The organism is Corynebacterium sp. 239_CJEI (assembly GCF_001055995.1).
Classification (GTDB): Bacteria; Actinomycetota; Actinomycetes; order Mycobacteriales; family Mycobacteriaceae; genus Corynebacterium; species Corynebacterium jeikeium_D.
Genome location: NZ_JVOW01000006.1, coordinates 191099 through 217369 on the forward strand (window position 1 = coordinate 191099; position 26271 = coordinate 217369).

Here is a 26271-nt window from a genome sequence, read left to right on the forward strand (position 1 = left end):
AACCATGACTCTTGAGAAGGACACTCTGCGCGGGGTGCTGAACGAAAACATCACCCGTGGCCTCATTCGGACGGCACTACAGGAAGACATGAGCTTCGGGCCGGATGTGACCTCGCTGTCGACAGTCTCGGCATCTGCGCAGGCACTCGCCCGCCTGGTGGCCCGGCAAGAGGGCGTTATCGCGGCAATCGATGCGGTGGAGTGGACGCTGCAGGAGGTCATCTCGGGTGAGTTCACCGTCGAAAAGCACGTTGAAGATGGCACCCTGGTGCGTCCTGGCACAGTGCTGGCAACGATTTCTGCGCCGACTCGGGGGTTGCTGACTGCTGAGCGGACAATGCTGAATATCCTCACGCACGCCAGTGGTGTAGCTACTGCGACGCGCCAGTGGGCTGACGCGATTATCGGCACCGGTGCGCGGGTGCGCGATTCCCGAAAGACGCTGCCGGGGCTGCGCAACCTGGAAAAGTATGCTGTGACCTGCGGCGGCGGAATTAACCACCGCTACGCTTTGGGCGATGAAGCACTGATTAAGGACAATCACGTGGTGGCTGTCGGTTCCGTGTCCGGTGCGTTGAAGAGGGTGCGGGATCAGTACCCGGAGCTGCCGTGTGAGGTGGAAGTCGATACCCTCGCACAGCTCGATGAGATCCTGCCGATGAAGCCGGACATCGTCATGCTGGACAACTTCGAGGTCTGGGAGACCCAGATTGCGGTGCAGCGCCGCTCGCAGATTTCTCCGGCCACGCAGCTTGAGTCCTCTGGTGGACTGACCATCGATGTGGCTCGTGAGTACGCGTCCTGTGGTGTCGATTACCTGGCTGTGGGCGCGCTAACCCACTCGGCCAAGGTGTTCGATGTCGGACTCGACTTCGACGAGCAGTAGCTGAATCAGCCCCCGGTATCGCTTCGCAGCTTCGCCTACAGGCGACGGGCGATTTCTGCGCCAATCTCGCTTAGTGCCGACCCCCAGCGCTCCCGCGATTGCTCATCACAGGTTTCCTGTGCGCGGTAAAGCGCCTTCTCCGCAGCAGCGACATCGCCCAAATGCAGGTGGCACTGTGCAATTTGTGCAAGCAGAGGCACGGCCTGGATATTGAGCTTGTCGGACTGGAAAAGTCCCGCCGCCAACTCCAGGTGATCAATGGCGCGCCCTTGATGTCCTCGACGAATCTCTGCTTGGCCGTTCAAGGTGTGCCACATCGCCCAGCGCAGGTGGCGCGGTGGGGTGTCCGCAGTCGGCTCGAAGCCGTCTTTCTCCAGGTTATCCAGCAAATCCAACCAGTCCGCGGCCTTGTCCATCAGCTTCGGTGCAGAGCCACGGATGGGGCGCCCTAGACTGTCGGTCTGCGGGGCATCAGCCTTGTCGCCGAGCTCCTCGAACCCCTGCATCAGAGTTAGGGCTGCTTCCCAGAGGTTGTTTTCCTCAGCCAATGCCGTGGCGGCGTCGAAAAGCTGCTGCGGGCTAGAAGTCGCGGAATCACCAGAAGTAGTCATGACCTAACACTCTACTTTGTGCCACCGCCAGCACTGAAGTGGGCGGGGCGCTAGTATTCGTCGTCAAGCGACTGAATGATGATGACGTCAAGGGCATCGAGAACAGGATGGCCTTCCCACACGTCGCGGGGCAGAAGCTCTTCGACGCGCCGGGCGTAGGCGGCGGCACCGTCGGAATCACCCGCGTCGAGACGGTATCGAACCCCCGCCAGCAGCGCGCGGGCGGCTTCCTCGCCATCGCCGGACTGCAGGTAGCCCTTCGCGGCGGCTTCCACATGGTTGATGGCCAAAGTGTCGCGGCCAGCGGAGTAGAAGACGTAGGCGGCATCGTCGTGCCAGTCGGCGAGTGACCAGTCGTCGGAGATGAGCTTCTGAGAACGCAGCAGCAGGTCCTCAGCCTCGTTGAGCGTGTGGTCAATGGCGGCGGAAGCGTCCTCGGAGACGATCTCGGCGGTGAATTCGGAGCCCTCTTCGGAAATGACCAGGTCAATGACATGAATGATGGAACGCGCAGCCTGGCGGTAGGCCTTGGCAGCACCCTTGGTATCGCCGTTGCGTTCAAGGTGCTCGCCGTGTTCGATGAGCAGCTTTGCCGCCTGGCGGGGATTATTGCCGAGACCCGCGGCTGTGGAGGCAATAGAAAATGCCGCGTCGGTGCGTTCTTCATCGGCGGTAAATGCTGACCAGTGCGCAACTGGTTCGGCAAAGCGCAGCGCCTCGTCAACCTCGTCGGCGTCGAGGAGACTGCGGGCCAGAACGAGCTGGATATCCATGGTGATGGGGTTGACCGGAATGCCTTCGGCGCTGGCGAGCGCGCGGCGGGCAATTGCGGCGGATTCCGCGAAATCGCCGTGGGCGTTGAGAAGCGCACAGAGCAGACGCACGCTGCGAAGCACCGCGACCGTGAGTCCTGCATCGAGACCAGCCTGCACGATTGGGCGTAGCTGGCGGATTGCCTCCGCTTCCTCACCAGCTTCCAGAGAGAGGAAAGCCAGGAATTGGCGAGCTTCAATCGTCGTGGTGACGGGTTCCGACTGAGGGGCTGCCGCGACGCTGGCTGCGATGCGGGCGGCCCTGCGCAGCTCACCACGGCTGTGCGCGAGCTGCGCCTCCAATAGCTTGCGGTCATCAAAACTGCTTCGCTTTGGTGCCCAGCGTGCGGACCATTCAGAGAGTTGACCGGCGATTTCCGCCCGGCGCGCCAGCGATGCTGCGGCACCAGCAACAGCCGCGCTGACCAGGTAGTAATAGGCCTCCCCGGGCTGTGGAGTGGTGGCGACGATGTCCTTAGTAAGCCTGATCAGCTCGGGGATTTCGGAGTCCTCGGGGCGCCGGCCGGTGATGGCATCACCTGGGTTGGCGTCGATGAAGGCCTCTGCCTCGGCGAATGCTCCGTAGGAGCGTGCGTGCAAGATCGCGGGGCGGATGTTGGCCTCAGTTGCCCAGCGCAGCCACTCGGCGCGTGCAGCAGCGGCTTCTTCTACTAATTCCAGTTGGTCGGCGACTGCGTGCCTGAGTGCGTGGAATTCGCCAACGACATCGGGGGAGTTGGTAGGCGCGTCGGCTAACCAGTGCGTGTGGGCGAACTTGGTGACAGCGCGCCAACTGGTGACGTGGTCGAGCGTGGCACCGGCCCTGCGGGAAATAACCAGCAGCTCCGGAAGTGAGTCCGGTAATGCCTTTAGCGGATTGGGCAGGGGAGGAAAGTCCAGGGGTTCGGACGAGTTCTCCGTTGCTGATGCGTTTTCTGAATTCCCTGACGCGTAGTCGGCCGCGATGCCGGTATCCCAATCGCCAACTTGAATTCCAGACTCAGAGTTTTCTTCTTCCCACCAGACCATTGGACTATCTTCGCCCGTGGCATCGGGAAGATGCAAAAACTGCTTTGTTTTTCAGACCTGTGCAGTCGGGTGCGCTGTTAAGCCGGGTTTGAAAAGCTACGCATTAGTCCACGAACTTCATCGCGCACCGGGTGATCCGGGCCGACTAGGTCGCCGATGCGAACCGCGAACCGGCGGGCGCGTTCCTCATTGTTATCACTAGCAGCAGCACGCACCGCGATGGTCAGTGTGCGGGCGGCGTCGGCAGGGGCGTGGGCTTCTAAGAAAAGCTCGGCAGCTTCGTCGGCGTACTTGTACACGCCGTCGTTGTCCCACACAGACCAGCACAACAGCGCCTGTGCTTCATGCCACTTGGCCGATTCCCAGGACCCAACCACGTAGCCACGTGAGCGTTCCATCAGGTGGTCAGTCAGTTCACTTGTAGCGCCCACGTTACTGAGTGATAGTGCGGCATCCATCAGAGTTTCCGCAGGCGAAATCGGGGACGAGTATCCGGCACGAATATCGGCCAGTGCGTCGAAGAGTACTGCGGCATGCTCAGTATTGCCCTCTTGGACTGCCGATTCCGCCGCAATGGCACAGGAAAAATCAGTACGTGCGGAATCCTGGGTAGGCTCAGACCACTTTGCAACCGACTCCGCTTCCTGGCCGGCATGGTGGAAATCTCCGAGCTCGTACAGTGCCGTTGCCTTCAGCAGCGCGATTTCCATGGTGACTTCACAGTTGGGGTAGTCTGCCGACACATCCTGGGCGCGCTGAGTTAGCTTCAGCATCTCCCCGGCATCGGGCTTGTTGTGTGCCACCTCGAAGTTGATGTCTGCCATCTCACGAACCGCGAGAATATAGTCAGTGTCCAGTCTGTGCTGGTCCGCGACTGCCACGTTGTTTGACAGCATTCGGAACGCGGTATCGCTATTACCTGTCTCTATCGAGTACCGTGCCAAATTCTGCCTCAGCTCAAGGCCCGCGATTACGGAGCGGTTACCGATTGCATTGAGCTGTGAGGCGCAAAGTCGCGCTGCGTCGACGACTTTCCCGGCTCGGTGCAGCAGTGATGCCTCCGTCAGAGTCTTCGCCAGCGCAATCGACTCAAACTTATCCTCATTTGGCAGTGCACGAATCATCTCGTGCAGCTCCCGTGCCAAGTCCTCGCGGTTGACCTTTCGCAGGGCGCTTGCAATCCGAATCAGCGCGTCAGTCAGTGCCGCCCGCTTCTTCCACTGGCGTGGGCTAAACGGCTCCTCCGCTTCTTCGCTTGCCGACGATTCCTGCGGCCGCGGCCCATCCGCATCCGTGGTCACCGCGCTGTGACTGCTGGTTGGGGCATCCAGATCGTCGGCAAGCACGAGTGCCCGGTACGAGGTGATCTCCCTGCTCATGCGTGCGATGAGTGGGATTTCGGTCTCTGCGGCAGCAGAGGTGGGGCCATCGGCGATAAAGGTGGTGTAGCGGCGGGCTTCATCCGCCGCTAGCCGTGCCCGGGCGCGCCAGTACTCCGGGACGTTGTCGTTATCGGATGCCCATACCATCCAGTTCAGGGCGGCATCGTGCGCAGCCGTCATCATGCCGAGCGATTCGGTGACCTCGCGGACTATGCGGTAAAACGCGCCGACGTGTTCGGTAACGCCGTGGGCTTCCGGGTCAGAAAAGAGCTGTGGGTTGTAGAAATGATGCGCGAAAACTGATTCCAGTTGGCGCGTGGCCAGGGAATTGTCGGCTGCGGTCGCGTCTGCATAGGCTGCGACGAGCTCCGGCAAATCCGGGCTGTTTCCTTCCTGGTTCAACAGCTGACCTTTCTACGACTGGTTACTACTTTCCTTAACACTGTAATGGGTCACTGTGGCGGAGCTAACTTGCGCCACAGTATGAGGGGTTAAATGGGGCAATCGGTATGAACCTAACGTGAGAAAGATATGCTTAGTTCATACTCAAGGGTGCCTTTAAGGGCGAATAGTAGCGAAAACCGTGGATAAAGTCTTTGGCTTTGACCCAGATTTTCAATACTTTGTTGTCATTTCTTTGTCACTCTGAAGTGCTCACGTATGAATCCATCGTGCGAATAGGCGGTTACTAATTAATTATGTTGTCCACTATTGATCTTCGCGGTCAGACTCCCACCACCGCCACTCTGCGTCGAGTGTTGCCGCGTGGTGCGGCAGACGTTGATTCGATGATTCCCACGGTCAAGCCCGTTGTCGATGACGTGGCAGTCCGTGGTGTGGAAGCGGCGATGGAGTACTCCGAGAAGTTTGACCGTATTCGTCCGGCATCCATGCGCGTTCCAGCGGAGGTTATCGATGCCGCGGAAGCTGCGCTGGAAGACGATGTCCGCTCTGCTCTGCAGGAGTCCATCGGGCGCGTGCGCGCGTTCCACGCTGCTCAGAAGCCGAATGATAAGACTGTTGAAATTCTGCCCGGCGGCATTGTCCGCGAGAAGTGGATTCCGGTTTCGCGCGTCGGTCTTTACGTCCCCGGGGGCAACGCCGTCTACCCGTCGTCCGTATTGATGAACGTCATCCCAGCTCAGGAAGCTGGTGTGGAGTCCCTCGTCGTCGCCTCTCCGCCGCAGGCCGACAACGACGGCTGGCCGCACCCGACCATCCTGGCTGCCTGCAAGCTGCTTGGCGTGACCGAGGTGTGGGCCGTCGGTGGTGCACAGGCCGTCGCACTGCTCGCATACGGCGATGAAAACGAGAGCCTCGAGCCGGTCGACATGGTCACCGGTCCGGGCAACATCTTCGTTACCGCCGCCAAACGCCTGTGCCGCTCGGTCGTCGGTATCGACGCCGAAGCTGGCCCGACCGAAATTGCCATTCTCGCAGATAACACCGCTGATCCTGTCTCCGTCGCCTACGACCTGATTTCCCAGGCTGAGCACGACGTCATGGCCGCCAGCGTGCTTATCACCGACGACGCCGATTTCGCCGCCACCGTCGACCGCGAGGTCGAAAACCGCTACGAGGTCACCATGAACGCCGACCGCGTTCGCGAGGCGCTCACCGGCGATCAGTCTGGCATCGTGCTTGTCGACGACATGAATATCGGCATCCAGGTTGCAGATGCCTACGCCGCTGAGCACCTGGAGATCCACACCGAAAACGCGCAGGCCGATGCCGAACGCATTACCAATGCCGGCGCAATCTTCATCGGTCGCTTCTCGCCGGTGCCACTGGGCGATTACTCGGCCGGCTCTAACCACGTGTTGCCGACCTCCGGCACCGCCCGCCACGCCTCGGGCCTGTCAACGCACACCTTCCTCAAGTCGGTCCACATGATTGACTACAACGAGGCCGCGTTGAAGGAAGTTGCCGACAGCGTAGTAGTCCTGGCCAACGAAGAACGACTGCCAGCGCACGGCGAGGCCATCCGTGCCCGCTTTGAGACGCTTCTCGGCTCTGAGGACAATGGCGCAGAAAAGGGGAACAACTAATGAGCAACCAGCCTGAGAATCAGCCACAGCCGTCGGTAGCCAAGTTGGCGCTGGCAGATTTGCCACTGCGCGACGAACTGCGCGGCGAGGAAGCCTACGGTGCCCCGCAGCTCGACGTCGATGTTCGCCTGAACACCAACGAAAACCCGTACCCGCCATCCGATGACCTCATCGCCGACCTGGTGGCGCAAGTGGAGAAGGTCGCCTCTGACCTCAACCGCTACCCGGACCGTGACGCAGTAGCACTGCGCAGCGCACTCGCCGATTATGTCACCCGCCAGACCGGCGTGGACATCACCGTCGACCAGGTATGGGCCGCCAACGGCTCCAATGAGATTCTCCAGCAGCTGCTGCAGGCATTTGGCGGGCCGGGGCGCAGCGCAATGGGCTTTGTGCCCAGCTACTCGATGCACCCGATCCTCTCGTCCGGCACGCAGACGGAGTTCATCGGCATCGCCCGCGACCCGGAGACCTTCGACATCGACATGGATAGTGCGCTCGCGGCCATTGCCGAGCACCGTCCTGACGTCATCTTCATCACGACTCCGAACAACCCGACTGGCAATCTGACCACGCTCGCTGACCTGCGCCGCATTATTGAAGCCGCGCCGGGCATCGTCATTGTCGATGAGGCCTACGCCGAGTTCACTGAGGAGCCGTCGGCGACAACGCTGCTGGCTGAGTTCCCGTCGAAGCTGGTTGTCTCCCGTACGATGAGCAAGGCTTTCGACTTCGCCGGAGGCCGCCTCGGCTACTTCGTTGCTAACCCGGCATTTATTGATGCTGTGATGCTCGTACGTCTGCCATACCACCTGTCGACGTTGACGCAGGCCGCTGCCACGGTTGCACTTCGCCACTCGGATGCGACGCTGTCGACCGTCGCAAAGCTTGCCGACGAGCGTGATCGCGTCGTAGCCGCCCTGAACAGCTATGGCTACGACGTGATTGACTCGTACTCCAACTTCGTATTCTTCGGTCGTTTCGCCGATGCCGCGACGGCATGGCAGAGCTTCTTGGATGAGGGAGTACTCATCCGCGATGTTGGCGTGCCCGGTCGTCTCCGTGCCACTATTGGTCTGCCCAGCGAAAATGATGCGCTGCTGGCGGCGGCCAAGAAATTGGCAGCGACCGCGCTGGCTTAAGCGAAATGCTGCCGGTACATCCCACTACAAGGAGAGATCTGACTTATGCACTTCAGTGATAAGGACCATCTGGAGGCAGAGCGCACTGAGCGCGTTGGCCGTGTCGAGCGCGCCACCCGCGAATCGAGCATCGTCTGCTCGGTGAATCTCGATGGCACCGGCAAGACCGATATTTCGACCGGTCTGCCGTTCTTCGACCACATGTTGACCGCTTTCGGCTCCCACGGCAGCTTCGACCTGACTGTGCACGCCAACGGCGACACCGAGGTCGATGCGCACCACACGGTGGAGGATACCGGCATTGTGATGGGGCAGGCCTTCGCCCAGGCGTTGGGGGACAAGTCTGGTATTCGTCGCTTTGGTGACTGCTATATCCCGATGGATGAAACGCTGGCACACGCAGTGGTTGATGTGTCTGGTCGCCCGTACTTCGTTGGCACTGGCGAACCAGAGCAGATGTTGACTGCCGTCATTGGTGGTCACTACGCAACGGTTATCAACGAGCATTTCTTTGAGTCCTTCGCCCTAAATGCCCGTATTGCGCTGCATGTTCGCTGTCTCTACGGGCGCGATCCGCACCACATCACCGAGGCTGAGTACAAGGCTGTGGCCCGTGCCCTGCGTGCTGCCGTCGAGGACGATCCGCGCGTCCACGGTGTGCCGTCGACCAAGGGCACTCTGTAGGTCGCAGCTGAAGTAGACGGCCACTGTAGGAAACCGGAAAATCCGCCTTAGCTGGCATTTTAGGGGAATCGATGGTAACAACGTCTGTAGACGTGCTTTTAGCGCAGGTGTCTACCGCATCGACGCTGAGCACTTATTTTTTGTTCATTGTCGCTGGTCTGCTGGTGGGCGGAACATGGTCACTCTATAAATCCGGATCGAGGGTCGGAACAATTGTCCTTGGTCTCTTATCTGTGATCGCGCTCGCCGGCGCAATTTTGTGGTTGATAGGAGTGATGGAGTAAATGGCGTCCCGGGTGATGGACCGCAGGCAGTTGGACGAACTGGACAGCATGTGGAAAGCGCCCGGACTAGTACCTACGCTAGTCGCCGTGATGGCCGCCTTCGGTGGCTGGTCACTCCTCATGCCTGTCATTCCGCAGGCAATTCTTGACGATGGCGGTGGAACCTCGCTCGCCGGTGCCTACACCGGTGTTTTTATGGCCGCTACCGTTCTCACACAGACGCAGACTCCACGTATGTGTCGCCGTCTTGGCTACGGCATGACCATGCTGATTTCAGGTCTGTTTCTGGGCTTGCCGACGATTCTGCACATCTTTGGCACCGATGCTGCTTTGGTGCTCATCATTGCGGTTCTCCGCGGTATGGGCTTCGGTGCGTTGACTGTCGCCGAGTCCGCATTGATTGCCGAGCTAGTGCCAATGAAATTTCTGGGTAAGGCCTCTGGCGTTCTCGGTGTGGCAGTTGGTTTATCTGAGCTCATTTTCTTGCCACTAGGACTAATCATTGCGGACAAGACGGGTTCTTACACCCCTGTTTATGTCTTGGGCGCCGTCATCTCGCTTGTCGGTTCGTTGATGGCACTCTTTATCCCGAAGATTAAGCCAGCGCCGAAGGAGGGCAAGGGCGGCAAGGAAGACGTCGGCGATCCTGTGCCCGGATCTGCAGCAACTCAGCCGAGCCCCGTTGAGCACGTTGCCACATGGAAGCTGGTGGCCATTCCCGCGCTCGCAATTTGCACGATTGCGATGGGCTTTGGTGGTATTTCCGCATTCCTTGCCCCGGCAGCTCGCGAAATCGATCTGGTCTCCGGTGCGGTTGTGGCTGGCCTGTCGCTGTCTGTTCTCGGTGGCGCGCAGATGGTGTTCCGTTATTTCGCAGGAATCTACGCCGACCGGAAGTCGGAGGCTGGAATTCTGCTGATTCCGGCATTGATCAGTGGTTTTATTGGTCTGCTGATGATGTCCGGCGTGGTTCTCTTTGATTTGTCGGCCTGGCTGCTGCTGGTTGCGGCCGTTTTCTACGGCGCGGGCTTCGGCATAGTGCAAAATGAGGCTCTGCTGCTGATGTTTGCCCGCCTGCCGCGTGACCGTACTGCTGAGGCCAGTGCCTTCTGGAACATGTCCTTTGACTCGGGCACTGGTATCGGCTCGTTCGTTCTGGGAGCCGTAGCCGCGGCTGCACTCCGTCCGTACCCGGCTGTCTTTGCCTTTGCGGCAGCTCTGCTGGCAGTTGGCCTCATTGGTGCGGTGCTCGACCGAATCATCGGAAAGCACCGCGTGGCGGAGTACCAGAACACCCGCGCTACGCTGCGTCGTCTGGGGGATGCCGTGAAGCGTCGTACGCCGGAGGCCGCTGTGCGTGTTGCCCGCCCGGCAAAGAATGCAGTGACGCGTTTGACGGTTCGGGACCGCAAGAAGAAGTAACTACATACAAAGAGACGTTTGAAAAAGAGTGGCTGCGCAAGTTCTTGCGCAGCCACTCTTTTGGTTATTAGATGCAACCCCCGGTGTGGGGTCAGCCGTGCCTGTTTATGCGACGGCGACGTCCATCTCGGTGAAGAGAGCCCGCAGGCGGGTTTCGATATCGTCGATAAGCGACTGCAGCTCATCGTCTGTGAGACTGTCCGGATCTGCGACATCCCATTCCACGTAGCGGTCGCCGGGGACTGCTGGTGTCTCGTCGATGCCCATGAGCACGACAACATCGGCGCGGTGGGAAACGCGGGGAGTAATCGCCTTTTGGGTGAGGCGTGAGGTGTCCACGCCACGGTCGTGAAGAGCCGCGACGACGCGAGGGTTCAGGCCATCCTCTGGATTGAGGCCGATAGTGCGGATAAAGACTTCGTCACCAACCAGGTGGTAGGCCAGGGCAGTGGCAATCTGGCTACGGCCGGAACCGCGACTATCGGCAAAGAGAATCTCTTGGCGCGGGGCGAAGTCCTTGCATCCGCTCGCGGCCTTGATGCGTTCGGTGGCCTCGCGTTCGGCGAGGACGGGGAGGAAGTTAGTCACCTTCGCAGAGTTGGACAGCTCTGCAATGACATCGTCGAGGATGGAATCGATGGTCGCAGCATCGCAGGCTGCACCGTAGAGCCGGTGAAGGTCCTCGCAGACAATGGCAAATGATTTACTAAGAACGGATGCGGTAGTCATGGCGTCGGAGCCTCTCTGTGAAAAAGTAATCAGGGGTATTAGGGATAAATCAATAACTTAGTTAACCTGTTGTTAACCTTGAGTTTACCAAAGTATTCGGTAGTTGTATACCAGTGCTTCTGCCTATCCAGGCAGTTTTCTTGGGGTAAGTGGCAAACATCGATTCCCAGCGCCTTAAAATGTCCAACTATGGAACAAGTCTCACCTTCGACGAAGACCCCGACCGTTGCCATCCTTGATTACGGCTCCGGTAATTTGCGTTCAGCTGAGCGCGCTGTGGCCACCACGGGTGCCGAGGTTATTGTGACCGCCGATCCGAAGACCGTGATGGAGGCCGATGGTCTGCTCGTTCCCGGCGTCGGCGCCTATGCCGCATGCATGGAGGGTTTGCATCGAGTACAAGGGCCGCGCCTGATCGGCTCTCGACTCGCAGGTGGTCGACCAGTGATGGGAATCTGCGTCGGTATGCAGGTGCTCTTTGACCGCGGCGTCGAGTACGCCGACGGCATCCACGCAGCGGAGACCGACGCATCCGCAGCTGTCACCGGCACCCCGGGTTGTGGTGAATGGCCCGGTACTGTCGAGCGTCTCGAGGCGTCGATTCTGCCGCACATGGGCTGGAACACGGTTGAAGTACCGGAAGGCTCAAAGATGTTTAAGGGACTGGAAGATCAGCGTTTTTACTTCGTCCACTCCTACGGTGTGCGCAAGTGGGACCTTAATACGGATTCTCGCATCGCTCCGCCGCTGGTGACGTGGTCTGCCCACGAATCCGATCGGTTTATCGCAGCCGTGGAAAACGGTCCGCTGTGGGCCACGCAGTTCCACCCTGAGAAGTCTGGTGAAGCAGGGTTGAAGCTGCTGCAGAACTGGGTGGACACGCTGTAGTTGCCCAATCGGTAGTATCTGCCCTAACCGCACTACCTGGTAGGTGGCGGAATTTCGCCACCTAGACCACCTATACTGAGATAACTAGCAACAAGCGTCGTGGTGACTATGGCCACAACGCCCAAAGTCGAAGAGAGTAGAGCCCCCATGAGTTTGACCCTGCTGCCCGCTGTAGACGTAGCCGATGGCCAGGCTGTGCGCCTTGTTCAGGGTGCTGCTGGAACCGAGACTTCCTACGGTGCACCGCTGGAAGCTGCCATGAATTGGCAGAACGCAGGCGCTGAGTGGATCCACCTGGTCGACCTCGACGCCGCGTTTGGTCGCGGTTCGAACTACGACCTGCTTGCCGACGTTGTGGGCAAGCTCGACGTGAAGGTAGAGCTCTCCGGCGGTATCCGTGACAACGCTTCGCTCGAAGCTGCGCTGGCCACCGGCTGCGCCCGTGTCAATATTGGCACCGCCGCACTGGAGAATCCGGAGTGGTGCCGCGAGGTTATCGCCAACTACGGCGACCGTGTAGCCATTGGTCTGGATGTTCTTAACGAAGAGGGGCAGTGGCGCTTGCGCGGCCGCGGCTGGGTCTCCGACGGCGGTGACCTCTGGGAGGTGCTGGAGCGCCTGGATGCTCAGGGTGCATCCCGTTTCGTGGTGACTGACGTCTCCAAGGACGGCACCCTGCAGGGGCCGAATGTGGAACTGCTGCGCGAGGTCGCTGCTGCTACCGATGCTCCAATCGTCGCTTCCGGCGGTGTCAGCAGCCTGGACGACATTGCAGCTATTGCCACACTGGTCGATGAGGGCGTTGACTCCGCAATTGTGGGTAAGGCGCTCTACGCAGGGCGTTTCACCCTGGAAGAGGCCCTGGCAGTAGCTCGCGGCTAAAAAGAACACTTTCGTGGCCGGACCGGGGAGACGTCGTCAAGCGAAAGCGTTAACGAGCAAACGGCACCCCGGCTGAGACGGCGGATGAAGGACTTAGAAAAGTATGGATGCCCTGGAACCGCGGGCGATGCTCGCTATTGCTGAAGCGGCGCTCGATGAGGTTGAAGGCCTGTTCACGCAGCAGGTGGGCGCGGACCCGGTTGTCATGAAGCCGCGCGGAGATTTCGCGACGGAGACTGACCTGGAAATTGAGCGTCGTCTGCGCAAGCTCCTCACGCAGTATTCTGGGCTGCCCGTCTACGGCGAGGAATTCGGTGGCAAAGTCCCCGAGGAACATACCGCCTGGGTCATCGATCCGATTGACGGCACCACGAACTATTCCAACGGTTTTCCGCTGTGTGCCATGCTGCTCACACTCATGCATGAGGGGGAGCCGGTGGTTGGTATTACCTCCATGCCTCTGCTACGCCGGCGTATTACCGCAGCTAAAGGTAGCGGCACGTTCGTCAACGGCCGTCGCGTCAACATCGACGCCGAGGCCGGCCGCCCGGTTTCGATTGCCTTCGGGTCCGTCATCGCGAGTACCGACGGCACACTCCCGCGCAAGTGGCGTCAACTGCTGCTGTCAAAGGTGGGCGAACGCTATCCGACGATCCGAATTACTGGCTCTGTCGGAGTGGACTTGGGTTCCACCGCGATGGGGGCATTCGGCGGCACCGTGACTTTCTCACCGCATGTGTGGGATAACGCAGCTGGTGTACTTCAGATTTCCGAAGCCGGTGGCGTGGTCACAGACTTGGCGGGCAATCCCTGGCGGCATGATTCCGTAGGCGTGCTGGCGGGAACTCGCGATGTTCATGCCACGCTGCGGTCGATTATTGACCAACTGGGTCGTCCGGAGACTTTCCGGAGCTAAACCGTGGGCGACGTCCCGAGCTGGGTGGTTGCGCAAACCGTCGATCCACAACTTTGAGCTAACACGAGGAGAACTTAAAAACTATGTCTCTGGCAGTACGCGTGATTCCTTGCCTGGATGTCAACAATGGGCGGGTCGTCAAGGGGGTTAACTTTGAGAATCTCCGTGATGCCGGCGATCCGGTGGAGCTGGCTCGCCGCTATGGCGAGGAGGGCGCTGATGAGCTGACCTTCCTGGATGTCACGGCTTCCAAGGATGGCCGTGGCACCATGCTCGACGTGGTGCGTCGCACCGCAAGTGAGGTCTTCATTCCGCTGACGGTCGGCGGTGGCGTGCGCAGCGTCGAGGATGTCGATCAGCTGCTCCGCGCCGGAGCTGACAAGGTCAGTGTCAATACCGCTGCGATCGCACGTCCAGAACTGCTCAGCGAGCTGTCGCGCCGCTTCGGTGCGCAGTGTGTCGTCCTGTCGGTGGATGCCCGCCGCGTTCCCGAGGGAGGCACGCCGCAGCCGTCGGGCTTCGAGGTGACGACGCACGGTGGTTCACGCTCGGCGGGGATCGACGCCGTCGAGTGGGCACGCCGCGGCGAGGAGCTCGGGGTCGGCGAGATTCTGCTGAACTCCATGGACGGCGACGGCACCAAGGACGGTTTCGACCTGGAGCTTCTGGAGAAAGTCCGCGCTGCCGTCGACGTCCCGGTGATTGCCTCTGGCGGTGCGGGCAAGGCAGAGCACTTCCCGCCAGCAGTGCGCGCCGGCGCCAACGCGGTGTTGGCCGCATCCATTTTCCACTTCGGCGAGGTCAGCATTGCTGAGGTTAAGGAAGAGATGGCCCGCGAGGGAATCGAGGTGCGCCAGTGACTGGTCTAGCCCCGGGCGCTGCAGCTCACGGCGCCGGCGACGATCCGCGTGAGTACACGCTCCCAGCAGATATCGCGAACATCGCCAAGTTCAACGCTGACGGCTTGATTCCCGCTATTGTGCAGGAGGAATCCACTGGCCGCGTGCTCATGATGGCGTGGATGGATTCCCACGCACTGGCATATACCATCGCTACCAAGCGCGGCACCTACTGGTCGCGCTCCCGGTCCGAGTACTGGATTAAGGGGCTTACCAGCGGCCATTTCCAGACCGTGACATCGCTGGCGTTGGACTGTGATGGCGATACCGTGCTGATGCAGGTAGTGCAGGACGGCGCGGCATGCCACACTGGCTCGCATAGCTGCTTTGACGTGCATCCCGTGTTCGAGGACTAGGCAGTCAACCCCGGCTGCCGAGGTGGGGATTTCGTCGTCAAGCGCGCCCACCTCCGGTGAAGTCCGGGGTTAAGTGATGTGCAATCCGGGTGCGTGGCACAATAGCGGCTATGACTCGTATCACCATGACCACGCGTGAGCGCTTTCGTGAACTGGCTGCACACCATCGGGTCGTGCCCGTGGTTCGCAAGGTTTTGGCGGACGGCGAAACGGCGCTGTCGGCCTACCGCAAGCTCGCGGCCGATCGTCCCGGCACTTTCTTGCTGGAGTCCTCCGATGTGGGGCAGTCGTGGTCGCGCTGGTCGTTTATCGGTTGCGGCAGTCGCGCCGCGCTGACGGTGGATGATGCGGGGGAGGCAACCTGGATTGGCAATGCGCCGTCGGGTGCGCCAGAGGGCGGAAATCCGTTGGATGCTCTGCGTCGCACGCTGGAGCTGCTGCACACGGAGCTTCCGCTTGCCGACGACGCTTCGGTGCCCAAGCTCACCTCTGGTCTCGTTGGCTACTTCGGGCATGACATTGTCCGCTACATTGAGCCACAGCTGCCGGATACCACTGACAATGATTTGCAGATTCCTGAGCTTATGCAGTTGCTGGTGGAGGACCTGGCTGCTTTTGACCACCACGAGGGCGTGCTGTGGCTGATTTCCAATGCTGTCAACTGGGACGGCTCGGATGAGCGGATTGACCAGGCGTATGACACCGCCTGTGATCGGGTCAATGCGATGGTGGAGCGGCTGTCGGGGGCCTCTGATCTGCGTCCGGCGGAAATTAGCTTCCCAGAGCCGGTGATTCGTCGCCAGCGCGCCGCCGACGACCACATGGATCGTATTGAGCGTTGTAAGGACCACATCCGAGCTGGTGATGCGTTCCAGATTGTGCTCTCGCAGCGGTTCGAGATGGACACGCAGGCGTCAGCTTTTGATATCTACCGCATCCTGCGGGTTTCCAATCCGTCGCCCTACATGTTCCTGGTCAACGTTCCAACCAAGGACTTCTCCGCTACCGCTTTTCAAATTGTCGGTTCCTCCCCGGAATCACTCGTGGCAGTTCAGGGCAGTGAGGTCATCACCAATCCCATCGCGGGCACACGTCCGCGCGGTGCCACGGTGGAGCAGGACAATGCGCTGGAAGCTGATTTGCTGGCAGACGAGAAGGAAAATAGTGAGCATCTGATGCTCGTTGATCTTGGCCGCAATGACCTCGGACGTGTCTGCCGCCCAGGCAGTGTTGTTGTGCACGACTTCCGTCATATTGAGCGCTACAGTCACGTTATGCATCTGGTCTCTACGGTCACCGGCGAGCTTTCCAGCGACGCCACTGCCGTCGACGCGTTCGCGGCCACCTTCCCAGCGGGAACGCTGTCGGGTGCGCCGAAGCCTTCCGCGCTGAGCATTATCGACAAGTTCGAAGACACGCGTCGGGGTGTTTACGGCGGCACTGTTGGATACTTTGACTTCCGGGGCAATACCGATCAGGCAATTGCCATCCGCACAGGTGTGAAGAAGGGCGATACGGTCTATGTTCAGGCTGGCGGCGGAATTGTCAGTGACTCTGACCCGGTGGCAGAGGATGAGGAGACCCGCAACAAGGCCGCGGCCGTGCTGCGAGCTGTCGCGGCAGCTGAGACACTAGTCCCAGCGGAAAGGAGCTAGGTTTTCGATGAAGTCGACAACGATGCTCTCCGGTGGCCTCATTGGCGTGGCCGCAGCGGGAATGTGGTTGTGCAGCCGAAGCGCGTGGCTGACGGTCGATACTGTTGATGACAAGTCCGGTCCAGCGACCACAGATTTGGTGGGCGCAGTTTGGGCTCCAGAGTTGACGTCGATTGCGCTGGCAATGGTGGCTGCACTGTTTGCCACCACCATTTTGGGCTCACTGGGGCGCCGTATTGTCGGTGGCCTCGCGGCGCTGCTCGCAATTGCGGCGTCGTGGACTCCGATGACTCTGCTTGCCAGCGGAGAAGACGGTGTGGACTCCCAGCGGGCACTGGATTTGTTGACGTCGGGAAGCACCTCACAACGCGCCAGTGATGCGGTGACTGTGGCAGACTGGGCGCAGATCTCAGCGATTGAAGTGCATGCGATGGGGCCAGCCCTGGCCTTGCTGTGCTGCGCATTGGCGCTGGTCGGGGCGGTATTGTTGGTGCGTCGACCGGGTACTGTGAAGAAGCAGAAGTCCAGCGCGTATGAGACCCCGGAGGTACGCCGTCAGCGTATCGCCGAGGACCTGGAGGAAGACCCACAGTCGGGTCGAGTTCTGTGGGATGCTTTGGATGCCGGTGTAGATCCTACGGATCTGGATAAGGAGTAAGGCCGTGGCTAACGTTCTGGACAAGATTATTGAGGGCGTGCGGGAAGATCTCGCTGCTCGGGAAGCCAAGATTTCCTACGGTGAAATCAAGGAGCTCTCGCTGAAGGCGCCGTCGCCGATTGATGCCGTGGCGGCACTGGCTAAGCCCGGGGTGCAGGTGATTGCAGAGGTCAAGCGTGCCTCTCCGTCGAAGGGAGAGCTGGCTGACATCCCTTCGCCGGAAGTTTTGGCCGCAGAGTACGAGCAGGGTGGCGCGGCTGTCATTTCCTGTCTGACTGAGGAGCGACGCTTCCGCGGTTCGCTCGCCGACCTCGATGCCGTGCGCCGCGCGGTGAACATTCCGGTGCTCCGCAAGGACTTCATCGTCACTCCGTACCAGGTCCATGAGGCCCGCGCACACGGTGCCGACCTGGTGCTGCTGATGTGCTCCGCTTTGGATCAGCCGACGCTGGAGTCCCTGCTGGATCGCACCGAGTCGCTTGGCATGAACGCTCTGGTTGAGGCGCACACCGCAGAAGAGGTCGAGCGTGCCGAGGCCGCTGGTGCCAAGATCCTCGGCATCAACGCTCGCAATCTAAAGACGCTCGACGTGGACCTCTCCGTGTACGAACGTCTTGCGCCGATGCTGCCGGATCATGTTGTGAAGGTGGCGGAGTCCGGTGTTAAGGGGCCGGAGGAACTGCGCTACTACGCCTCTCACGGTGCCGACGCGGTGCTGGTGGGCGAGGGCCTGGTTACTGCGGGCAAGCCGGGTGAGGCTTGCCGACGTCTCGTTGCCGCCGGTGTCCACCCGACTCTCCGCAGCGAGTAGTGGTGGTCCGCGGTTGCGATAAGCAGCTGCATCGCACCGCGAACTCCGCCTCTTTGGTTGCCAGCCACACCTGTTGTGTTGGCACGCCACAGTTTCTTAGGCCTTATGTCCCCGCAACGGGTGGGGATAGTCCACAATAGATAACTGTGAGTGACCAAGATTTCAAGAATCATGATGCCCGCGGTGACCGCCTGCCCACGATGGGTGAGGTAATCGCGGAGACAACGAACCACGAGTCAGATGCCATTGGGCACTGGGGTAAGTGGGGCGGCCAGTTTGTGCCGGAGGCGCTGATGGCCGTTATCGGTGAGGTCACCGATGGCTACGCGAAGGCCCGCGTTGATCAGGGTTTTCTCGATGAGCTTGACCGGCTGCAGCGTACTTATGTCGGACGTCCCTCGCCGCTGTACTATGCGGAGAAGTTCTCCGCTGATATCGGCGCTGACGTCTGGCTTAAGCGCGAGGATTTGAACCACACCGGTAGCCACAAGATTAATAACGTCTTGGGTCAGGTTCTGCTTGCTAAGCGCATGGGTAAGAAGAACATTATTGCCGAGACCGGTGCCGGCCAGCACGGTGTCGCAACCGCGACTGCCTGTGCGCTGCTCGGCCTTAACTGCCGTATCTACATGGGCAAGGTCGACGCAATCCGCCAGCGCCTTAATATCGCTCGCATGCGTTTGCTTGGTGCCGAGGTTATCGAGGTCGAGATTGGCTCGAAGACTCTCAAAGACGCAATCAATGAGGCCATGCGTTTTTGGGTTTCACACGCCGATGACACCTACTACTGCTTCGGCACTGCAGCCGGTCCGCACCCGTTCCCAACAATGGTGCGCGACTTCCAGCGCATCATCAGCGCCGAGGCACGCCAGCAGATCCTCGCGGAAACCGGCTCGCTTCCCGACGCTGTCGTGGCCTGTGTCGGCGGCGGTTCTAATGCAATCGGCGCGTTCCACCACTTCATCGATGATGAATCGGTTCGCCTGATTGGCGCTGAAGCTGGCGGTGACGGTGTTGAGACCGGTCGCCATGCAGCACCGATTTCGGCCGCCGGTAATCCGGGTGTGTTCCAGGGCTCCTTCGCCGCCCTGATGCAGAACGAGGATGGCCAGATTACGGAGTCCCACTCGATTTCCGCCGGTCTGGATTACCCGGGCGTGGGGCCAGAGCACTCGTACCTGGCCGATATTGATCGCGCGTCCTACCTGCCGGTGACCGATACCCAGGCGATGCAGGCATTCCAGGACCTGACTCGGATGGAGGGCATCCTGCCCGCTATCGAGTCCGCACACGCGGTGGCTGCCGCCCGACTCATCAGCGATGATCTGAATGAAGAGCTGGGCCGTAAGCCGCTGATTATTGTCAATGTTTCCGGTCGCGGTGACAAGGATGTCGACACCGCTGCTAAGTGGTTTGATCTGATGGAGGAGTCCTAAATGAGTCTGAGTGACGTCTTTGACAAGGTCCGTGAGGAAAACCGCGCAGCATTTATCGGCTACTACCCAGCGGGTTTCCCGACCACCCATAAGTCGATTGAGAACATCAAGGCGATTGTCGACGCTGGCGCCGACATCATCGAGGTTGGTCTGCCTTTCTCCGACCCGATGATGGATGGCCCAACTATTCAGGATGCCGCCAACGTGGCTCTGGATGCGGGCTTCCGTACCCGTGAGATTATGCGGGTGGTTCGCGAAGTCACCGAGCACGGCGGTACCTGTGTGGTCATGAGCTACTGGAATCCGATTCTCCAGTATGGTCCGGAGCGTTTCGCCGAGGACTTGGCCGCCGCTGGTGGTCGGGGCACCATTATCCCGGATCTCATCCCCGAGGAGGCCGGCCAATGGCAGCGTGCAGCTGAGGCCAATGGTCTGTCCAACATCATGTTGGTGGCCCCGTCATCGACCAACGAGCGTCTGCAGCTAACTGCCACCGCGTCGACCGGCTTCGTCTACGCCACCAGCCACATGGGTGTCACAGGTGCCCAGGCCAGCGTCGACTCGGCCGCAGGCAAGTTGGTTGCCCGCACGCGCGAGGTCACCGATACACCGGTGTGCGTCGGTTTGGGTGTCTCCAATGGGGCACAGGCCGCGGAGATTGCCGAGTTTGCAGATGGCGTAATCGTTGGCTCGGCACTGATCAAGGCCGCGATGAAGAGCACCGATGACCTGGTAACGCTCGCCCGCGAACTCGCCGCGGGCGTACGAGGAGAGAGCTAGCGCATTTATGAGTTCCACCCTTGTTCTCGCTGAAACTGCAACGACGTATCTGGCCAACATTCCCTCTCCGCCGCAGGGGGTGTGGCAGTTAGGACCGCTACCACTGCGCGGTTACGCGATTTCCATCTTGGTTGGCGTACTCGTCGGCATTTACTGGATGCAGCGCCGCTACGCGGCCAGGGGTGGAGACCCGGAGTTAGTCCTCGACATTGCCATTGCGGTTATTCCTGCGGGCATTATCGGCGGCCGTCTCTACCACGTCGCCACCGACTGGGAGAAGTACTTCGGCCCCGGCGCCAATCCCGCCGATGCACTGAAAATCACCAATGGTGGTCTCGGCATCTGGGGCGCGGTGGCGCTGGGAGTGCTAGCCGCGTGGGCGGTTGCTAAGTGGCGGAAGGTGCCGTTTGCGCCAGTTCTTGACGCGGCCGCACCCGCAATCATCCTTGGACAGGCCATTGGGCGTCTGGGCAATTGGTTCAACCAGGAACTCTACGGTGGCCCAACGTCACTTCCGTGGGGTCTGGAAATTTACCAACGAGTTGATGAGTTTGGTCGGGTTACCCCTGTCACCGGAACGTCGACAGGCGAAGTGCTGGCCGTGGTGCATCCAACGTTTCTCTACGAGATGGTGTGGAACGTCCTCGCCTGTCTGGTCATTGTGTGGGCGGACCGAAAGTTCAAGATGGGCGGCGGGCGCGTCTTTGCGCTCTATGTCGCGGCCTACACTTTGGGGCGTTTCTTCATTGAACTCATGCGCGTCGATGACGCAACGCTGATATTCGGTGTGCGTATTAATAACATCACGTCGCTCGTGGTCTTTTTCTGCGCTGTCATTGCTTTGTGGATTCTGCGGGCCAAGAGCCGCGAAACCGCAGCTGAAGTCAGGGGAGAGCGCGAGGCTGCTGAAGCTCACAGTGCTTCCAACTGACGCATAGCCCGTTAAGGGACTAGGCTGGAGGCCGTGCTTAGACGAACGAAGATTGTATGTACCCTCGGTCCAGCAGTTGCTTCGCTGGAGGGGATTACCGGGCTGGTCAACGCCGGCATGGATGTTGCCCGCCTGAATTTCTCTCACGGTGAGCATGAGGACCACGCTCAGAACTACCACTGGGTGCGTGAAGCATCCGACGCTACGGGACATGCCGTCGGTATTCTCGCCGACTTGCAGGGACCAAAGATTCGCCTCGGTCGTTTTAAGGAAGGCTCGACGTATTGGGCTGACGGCGAGATTGTCCGCATCACCGTCGACGATGTCGAAGGCACGCACGACCGCGTCTCCACCACGTACAAGAATCTCGCTGACGATGCCCGTCCGGGCGATCGCCTGCTTGTCGACGATGGCAAGGTGGGCCTGGAGTGCATCGAGGTAGATGGCAACGATGTGGTGTGCCGTGTCATCGAGGGCGGTCCGGTCTCGAACAACAAGGGTGTTTCCCTGCCGGGGATGAACATCTCGGTGCCGGCTCTGTCGGAGAAGGATATCGCCGACCTGCGCTTCGCTCTGAAGCTGGGAGTCGACTTCATCGCGCTGTCCTTCGTCCGTTCGCCTTCCGACGTCGAACTGGTCCATGCGGTCATGGATGAGGTTGGCCGTCGTGTCCCGATTATCGCCAAGCTGGAGAAGCCAGAGGCAGTCGAGTCTCTCGAGGCCATCATCCTGGCTTTCGATGCCGTGATGGTCGCCCGTGGTGACCTTGGTGTTGAGGTGCCGTTGGAAGATGTTCCGCTGGTTCAGAAGCGCGCTATTCAGATTGCCCGCGAGAACGCCAAGCCGGTCATCGTCGCCACCCAGATGCTCGACTCCATGATTTCGAACTCGCGCCCGACTCGTGCGGAGGCCTCCGACGTGGCCAACGCTGTGCTCGATGGCGCAGATGCCGTGATGCTCTCGGGTGAGACCTCGGTTGGTAAGTACCCGCAGTCCACGGTTAAGACCATGGCTCGCATCGTCACCGCCGCTGAGCGCGAGGGGGAAGTTCCTGCGCTGACCCACATGCCTCGCACGAAGCGTGGTGTGATTTCCTACGCAGCTCGCGATATCGGTGAGCGCTTGAATGCCCGCGCTATGGTTGCTTTCACCACCTCGGGTGATACCGCTCGCCGTGTGGCACGCTTGCACTCTCGCCTGCCGCTGCTGGTATTCACTCCGAATCAGCAGGTTCGTTCGCAGCTTGCGCTGACGTGGGGTGCGGAGACCTTCTTGGTGCGCGAGGTTAACAGCACGGATGAGATCATGCAGGTCATCGATGAGCAGCTCTTGACCATGGAAAACTACAACGCTGGCGACACGCTGGTCGTTGTTGCTGGTACCCCTCCAGGAAATGAGGGCAATACCAACATGATTCACGTCCACGTTATTGGCGAGGACGCACGCTAGCTCTCTGGCGCGTTTGAAAAAGCCGGTAAGTCCTTTTGGGGCTTACCGGCTTTTTGTAAGAGCCTTTCGACCTGGGGGGTTAAGTAGCAAAACTGACAACCCGAAAACTGAGCTGTCTTTTTTGGCGCGGTGCGCGGTGGCAAGCGGCCGGCACACAGCCCTTACTTTGCCAAGTAGGACAGCACGGCGGCAGCGGCGGCAGAAGTCGCGGAGGTAGCCGTCGGCTTGAAATCCGGGAGGAATGTCGGCATGTGGTTCGACGGTACGTCTTCGACCACGCGGTCGGCAGCAACGGCGGCTTCCCACGTATCCCGAGGTGTGGCGCCAACGGTCCAGTAGACATATGGGCAGTTCAGTCCACGCGGCAGGTCTGAGAAGTCCTCCGATGCGGTCCACGGCACAGCGTCGGTGGAATCGTCGCCGAGCACAGCGTCCATGACCGGGCGAATCGTGGCAAACGCCTCCGGATCATTGTCAGTGACTTCGCCGTGATCGGAGTACTCAATCACAGGCTCAACCTCAGTGCCGGAAGCCAGGCATTCGCCACGAACAACGCGCTCAATGCCCGCAATGAGCTTCGCGCGCACATCGTTGGAGTAGTAGCGAATGTTCAGCACAATCTTGGCCTGGCCAGGGATTGTGTTATTCGAATTGCCGGACTGCAGCGTGCCGACGGACAAAACACCAAACTCGTGGGGAGGAATCTCGCGCCCTACAATTCCTTGCAAGCGCAGAACGACTGCGGCAGCCAAGTATGTCGGGTCAATGGCGTTGTGCGGCATAGACCCATGTGCGGAGCGACCTGTCAGCGTGATGCTAATAGTGTCACAACCAGCAAGTGCCGGGCCGGGCATGGTCATTACCTGACCTGCGGGGCCGGGAACAATGTGCTGGCCGAAGCACACATCTGGGGTGGGGATGAGGTCTGCCAGGCCGTCGTCAATCATGGCCTGTGCACCGCAGGCCAGTTCCTCGGCGGGCTGGAACAGGGCAATGTAAGTACCCGACCACTCAGACTTAGTTGCTGCCATCAGGCTAGCCAGACCAAGACCGGCCGTCATGTGCATGTCATGGCCACAGGCGTGCATGACGGCGGTGGCAGAACCATCGCGGGCGGTACCGGTAGCAGAGGAAGCGAAGTCCACACCTGTTTCCTCGAAAACGGGAAGCGCATCGATATCAGCGCGGAACAGCACGGTAGGGCCGGGGCCATTTTCCATGACACCAACGAGGCCGTGACCACCGATTCCCTCATGCACTGTGTAAGTGCCCATGTCGCGAAGAGCACCGGCCAGATACGCGGCAGTTTTCTCCTCCGCCTGAGATAGCTCCGGGTGCTGGTGCAGGTAGCGGTAGATTTCCCACTGCCGGTCCAATGGCACTCGATGGGCGGCGATGAGGTCGCGAATGCGGCTCAGTCGTGCTTCATTGTTGCTCACCTGGTTTAAGACTCCTAACTTCTCTCTACTCTGTGCCAGAGAACTACAGCCGCGACCCGTCTTCAACGAGCGGGTTGTATTTCAGCGAGTTTGGCTGGCACTGGCACTCGGTCGCAATGTGGATGCTGTCCGAGATCTTTCCGGTCTCCCGTAAACGGTACATCTCCGGGACAACGCGGTCTCGCAGATCCCATGGGGAGATGGTGTTCAGATAAATCTTGGTGCCACCTTCAAAGCCGGCCAGGTTCGAGGTGCGCCACTTAATCATTACGCGCCACGGCATGCGGGCATCCAAATCGACAGGGCGGTGGTGCCATTCCTCGTTACACGGAATAGTGGGGCCGGCAGCTGCATGACATGCGTGAATCAGGTCCGACATTGCGTCGATCTCAGCCCGGGTTTGCAGCCACGGTTCGCAGACATCTGACTTCGAGAAGATCTCCAGCGTCGGGTACCGGTGTCCGAATCCTGCGAAAGCCACCGCGTGCTCGTTTTCCGCGATAACCAGGTTGTGGCGGGCCGCATAGTCCACTGCGTATTCGTTGTAGATATTCGGGTTCTTGCGCACCGCCTGTACTTCGCGCTTGAGCTGCTCACCGTGCTCATCGATGGCCACAAGCTGCTTGTGCAAGTGATCGAAGCTTGCGCCTGCCGGTTTTAGCCAGTTTTGGAAAGCGGCCACATAACGCACGTAGCGGTTACGTCGGTACAGGTCAGCAATCGACTCGACGGTAAACGCAATAAGTGCGCGGTGCTCGGCAACACTCAATGTGCCAGAAGAAGCCAGCTGATTATCGTGGGTAGCGCCGTCGACAAAGTGGCGACGGGCAACAATCACATCGTGGCCGCCGGCGAAATAGCTTGGGGCGCGGCGCAGCAATTCCTCGTCGGAAAGCGCGCTGATTTCCTCTTCACTGCGTCCAGCGGCGCGGTAGCGCGTGCGAATGATATTGAGCACGTGCTCGCGGCCCTTCGGGTCATCGAGGTAGGCCTCCATACGTTGCTGAGTTTCGCGGTCGGGCTCGAAGCCATAGTTTTCCGACCAATAGTCATAGGAGACGATCTCGAACAGGTTGGGCACGCGGCGGAACTCCGCGGTGGTGTCGAAGAGCTGGTCGGGCAGTACTCCGGTCACCGTGCTGTAGCCGCCGAATACCGATTCGTCGAGGACAACGCGGGCCTTCTCCGGCGGGGTTTGCAGCAGGTTGTTCCAGCCAAAGGAGTCGCGGGATCCAAAATCCTCCTCGCTCAATGGCTGCGGATCCGTGTGCTTAATTCCCAACGGCCGATTGCCACGACCTGGGACTGTCCACACCTGGGTACCGGAAAAAGGATTGACTTGCTTCACCGTGCCGTCGGCAAGCGTGATGAGGGGATTGCTGAAAGCCTGCATAAGTCCAACACTACGTCTTTGCTGGCGGTCGGCGCGCCAATGTAGGGGGACAGGGCTTGACGACGGTTAGCTATTGTCTGGCCGTCTCGCGTGGCTTAGCCTGTGAAGTTATGTCGAAGATTGTTTTTCACTGCCTGGTGAAGCCGACCGAATCGGAGTCGCTGGCCGAGGCATTTCGTACCAAGTTGAGTGAGTTTGACCGCGCCGGGCGAATTAGTGACGTGGATGTTTCGGTGGCGTCGGCGGACACGGACGCGCAGTTGGTGGAGCAGTGGGAGCGTGAGAACCCGAAGGAGCCGTTGGGGGATAGGAAGGTATTCCGTTATCTCTTGAGCTTCGATCAGCACGGCGGTTCTCTCAATGAACTCGCTATGGACCTCTCTGAGCTACTGACTCCGCGTGCAGAATTGCCCCCGGACCCAGTGCTGCGTGAGTTCGACGAAATGCTCGAATCTGTTGCGACGTATCCCTGGAATGTTGCCGTATTTAGGTAATTTCCTACCTAATTCGTGAAAAGTGTAAGCCTCCACAGAGTCAGTGATTGGCTTGGCCAACGGGTGTAGCGCAAATCGCTACGAGTTTTCCCAGCAATATGCCGTTGTATAATTATGTCCGCTTCAATATCTACAGTTGCCCAGTCCTTGTGCACACAACCTGTGCCACCGAGTTACGGCAACCGGGAAGTGGTTTACAACCGCTGACGGTTTGTTCTTCGTGGGCGCCATAATGGTTTCGCAGAGAGGTTTATT

24 protein-coding genes are annotated in these 26271 nt (G+C 59.9%); 18 read left to right on the forward strand and 6 right to left on the reverse strand.

The genetic code is table 11. The annotated features are described in order from the left end of the window. Positions 1-4 precede the first annotated feature (4 nt). Positions 5-886, forward strand: coding sequence for a carboxylating nicotinate-nucleotide diphosphorylase (gene nadC / locus ADB08_RS01880; RefSeq protein ID WP_016422956.1), 882 nt, complete (start codon positions 5-7; stop codon positions 884-886). Positions 887-921: 35 nt separating this feature from the next. On the opposite strand, the gene ADB08_RS01885 is transcribed toward nadC, so the two are convergent. From ADB08_RS01885 to ADB08_RS01895, 3 genes are all read right to left on the reverse strand, one after another. Then, positions 922-1497 carry a hypothetical protein gene (locus ADB08_RS01885; RefSeq protein ID WP_049170302.1) on the reverse strand — a complete coding sequence of 192 codons (576 nt, stop codon included), beginning with the start codon at positions 1495-1497 and terminating at the stop codon, positions 922-924. A 50-nt stretch (positions 1498-1547) separates the two neighbouring features. Continuing rightward, positions 1548-3338: a hypothetical protein gene (locus ADB08_RS01890; protein ID WP_049170305.1), complete on the reverse strand. Its 1791-nt coding sequence runs from the start codon at positions 3336-3338 to the stop codon at positions 1548-1550. Between the two features lie 77 nt (positions 3339-3415). Further along, complete coding sequence (locus ADB08_RS01895; RefSeq protein ID WP_016422953.1) at positions 3416-5122, reverse strand: hypothetical protein; 1707 nt, start codon at positions 5120-5122, stop codon at positions 3416-3418. 296 nt (positions 5123-5418) lie between these two features. Here ADB08_RS01895 and hisD point away from each other — a divergent pair, with 296 nt between their 5' ends. From hisD to ADB08_RS01920, 4 genes are all read left to right on the forward strand, one after another. Next, a complete protein-coding gene (gene hisD / locus ADB08_RS01900; protein ID WP_016422952.1) occupies positions 5419-6768 on the forward strand; it encodes a histidinol dehydrogenase in 1350 nt (449 codons plus the stop codon). Next, on the forward strand, positions 6768-7910 hold the full coding sequence (locus tag ADB08_RS01905; RefSeq protein ID WP_016422951.1) for a histidinol-phosphate transaminase: 1143 nt from the start codon (positions 6768-6770) through the stop codon (positions 7908-7910). The genes hisD and ADB08_RS01905 overlap by 1 nt, the downstream gene beginning before the upstream one ends. Before the next feature lie 45 nt (positions 7911-7955). Next, positions 7956-8594 (forward strand): imidazoleglycerol-phosphate dehydratase HisB, encoded by a 639-nt coding sequence (gene hisB / locus ADB08_RS01910; protein ID WP_005510321.1) that lies wholly within the window; start codon positions 7956-7958, stop codon positions 8592-8594. A gap of 284 nt (positions 8595-8878) precedes the next feature. Then, positions 8879-10300 (forward strand): MFS transporter, encoded by a 1422-nt coding sequence (locus tag ADB08_RS01920; RefSeq protein WP_016422949.1) that lies wholly within the window; start codon positions 8879-8881, stop codon positions 10298-10300. 105 nt (positions 10301-10405) lie between these two features. Here ADB08_RS01920 and ADB08_RS01925 read toward each other — a convergent pair whose 3' ends face one another. After that, complete coding sequence (locus ADB08_RS01925; protein ID WP_049170308.1) at positions 10406-11029, reverse strand: low molecular weight phosphatase family protein; 624 nt, start codon at positions 11027-11029, stop codon at positions 10406-10408. A 189-nt stretch (positions 11030-11218) separates the two neighbouring features. On the opposite strand from ADB08_RS01925, the gene hisH reads away from it, so the two are divergent. The 12 genes from hisH to pyk all read left to right on the forward strand — a co-directional run bounded on the left by hisH (position 11219) and on the right by pyk (position 22690). Beyond that, entirely contained in the window at positions 11219-11917 is a 699-nt protein-coding gene (gene hisH, locus ADB08_RS01930; RefSeq protein WP_016422947.1) for an imidazole glycerol phosphate synthase subunit HisH, read from the forward strand. A gap of 147 nt (positions 11918-12064) precedes the next feature. Next, positions 12065-12799, forward strand: a complete 735-nt coding sequence (gene priA / locus ADB08_RS01935; protein ID WP_016422946.1) for a bifunctional 1-(5-phosphoribosyl)-5-((5-phosphoribosylamino)methylideneamino)imidazole-4-carboxamide isomerase/phosphoribosylanthranilate isomerase PriA — start codon at positions 12065-12067, stop codon at positions 12797-12799. A 103-nt stretch (positions 12800-12902) separates the two neighbouring features. After that, positions 12903-13715 carry an inositol monophosphatase family protein gene (locus ADB08_RS01940; protein ID WP_049170313.1) on the forward strand — a complete coding sequence of 271 codons (813 nt, stop codon included), beginning with the start codon at positions 12903-12905 and terminating at the stop codon, positions 13713-13715. Between the two features lie 83 nt (positions 13716-13798). Continuing rightward, complete coding sequence (gene hisF / locus ADB08_RS01945; protein ID WP_005510401.1) at positions 13799-14575, forward strand: imidazole glycerol phosphate synthase subunit HisF; 777 nt, start codon at positions 13799-13801, stop codon at positions 14573-14575. Further along, a complete protein-coding gene (gene hisI, locus ADB08_RS01950) occupies positions 14572-14970 on the forward strand; it encodes a phosphoribosyl-AMP cyclohydrolase (RefSeq protein WP_005510296.1) in 399 nt (132 codons plus the stop codon). Before hisF ends, hisI begins: the two co-directional genes overlap by 4 nt. Positions 14971-15080: 110 nt before the next feature. Then, positions 15081-16625, forward strand: coding sequence for an anthranilate synthase component I (locus ADB08_RS01955; protein WP_016422944.1), 1545 nt, complete (start codon positions 15081-15083; stop codon positions 16623-16625). A gap of 7 nt (positions 16626-16632) precedes the next feature. Further along, positions 16633-17283: a TIGR02234 family membrane protein gene (locus ADB08_RS01960; RefSeq protein WP_049170318.1), complete on the forward strand. Its 651-nt coding sequence runs from the start codon at positions 16633-16635 to the stop codon at positions 17281-17283. A gap of 4 nt (positions 17284-17287) precedes the next feature. Further along, a complete protein-coding gene (trpC, locus tag ADB08_RS01965) occupies positions 17288-18094 on the forward strand; it encodes an indole-3-glycerol phosphate synthase TrpC (RefSeq protein WP_049170320.1) in 807 nt (268 codons plus the stop codon). Between the two features lie 146 nt (positions 18095-18240). After that, complete coding sequence (gene trpB, locus ADB08_RS01970; protein WP_080971464.1) at positions 18241-19530, forward strand: tryptophan synthase subunit beta; 1290 nt, start codon at positions 18241-18243, stop codon at positions 19528-19530. Continuing rightward, the gene (gene trpA / locus ADB08_RS01975) at positions 19531-20310 is read left to right on the forward strand and encodes a tryptophan synthase subunit alpha (protein WP_049170323.1); all 780 of its coding nucleotides are present in this window, start codon (positions 19531-19533) and stop codon (positions 20308-20310) included. It abuts the gene before it with no gap. Positions 20311-20317: 7 nt separating this feature from the next. Continuing rightward, on the forward strand, positions 20318-21241 hold the full coding sequence (lgt, locus tag ADB08_RS01980; RefSeq protein ID WP_049170326.1) for a prolipoprotein diacylglyceryl transferase: 924 nt from the start codon (positions 20318-20320) through the stop codon (positions 21239-21241). A gap of 33 nt (positions 21242-21274) precedes the next feature. After that, entirely contained in the window at positions 21275-22690 is a 1416-nt protein-coding gene (pyk, locus tag ADB08_RS01985; RefSeq protein ID WP_016422938.1) for a pyruvate kinase, read from the forward strand. A 161-nt stretch (positions 22691-22851) separates the two neighbouring features. Here pyk and ADB08_RS01990 read toward each other — a convergent pair whose 3' ends face one another. Continuing rightward, on the reverse strand, positions 22852-24129 hold the full coding sequence (locus ADB08_RS01990; protein ID WP_016422937.1) for an amidohydrolase: 1278 nt from the start codon (positions 24127-24129) through the stop codon (positions 22852-22854). A gap of 43 nt (positions 24130-24172) precedes the next feature. Then, positions 24173-25522, reverse strand: a complete 1350-nt coding sequence (locus ADB08_RS01995) for a DUF4921 family protein (RefSeq protein WP_016422936.1) — start codon at positions 25520-25522, stop codon at positions 24173-24175. A 110-nt stretch (positions 25523-25632) separates the two neighbouring features. On the opposite strand from ADB08_RS01995, the gene ADB08_RS02000 reads away from it, so the two are divergent. Further along, positions 25633-26016 carry a hypothetical protein gene (locus tag ADB08_RS02000; RefSeq protein WP_049170330.1) on the forward strand — a complete coding sequence of 128 codons (384 nt, stop codon included), beginning with the start codon at positions 25633-25635 and terminating at the stop codon, positions 26014-26016. Positions 26017-26271: the final 255 nt, after the last annotated feature.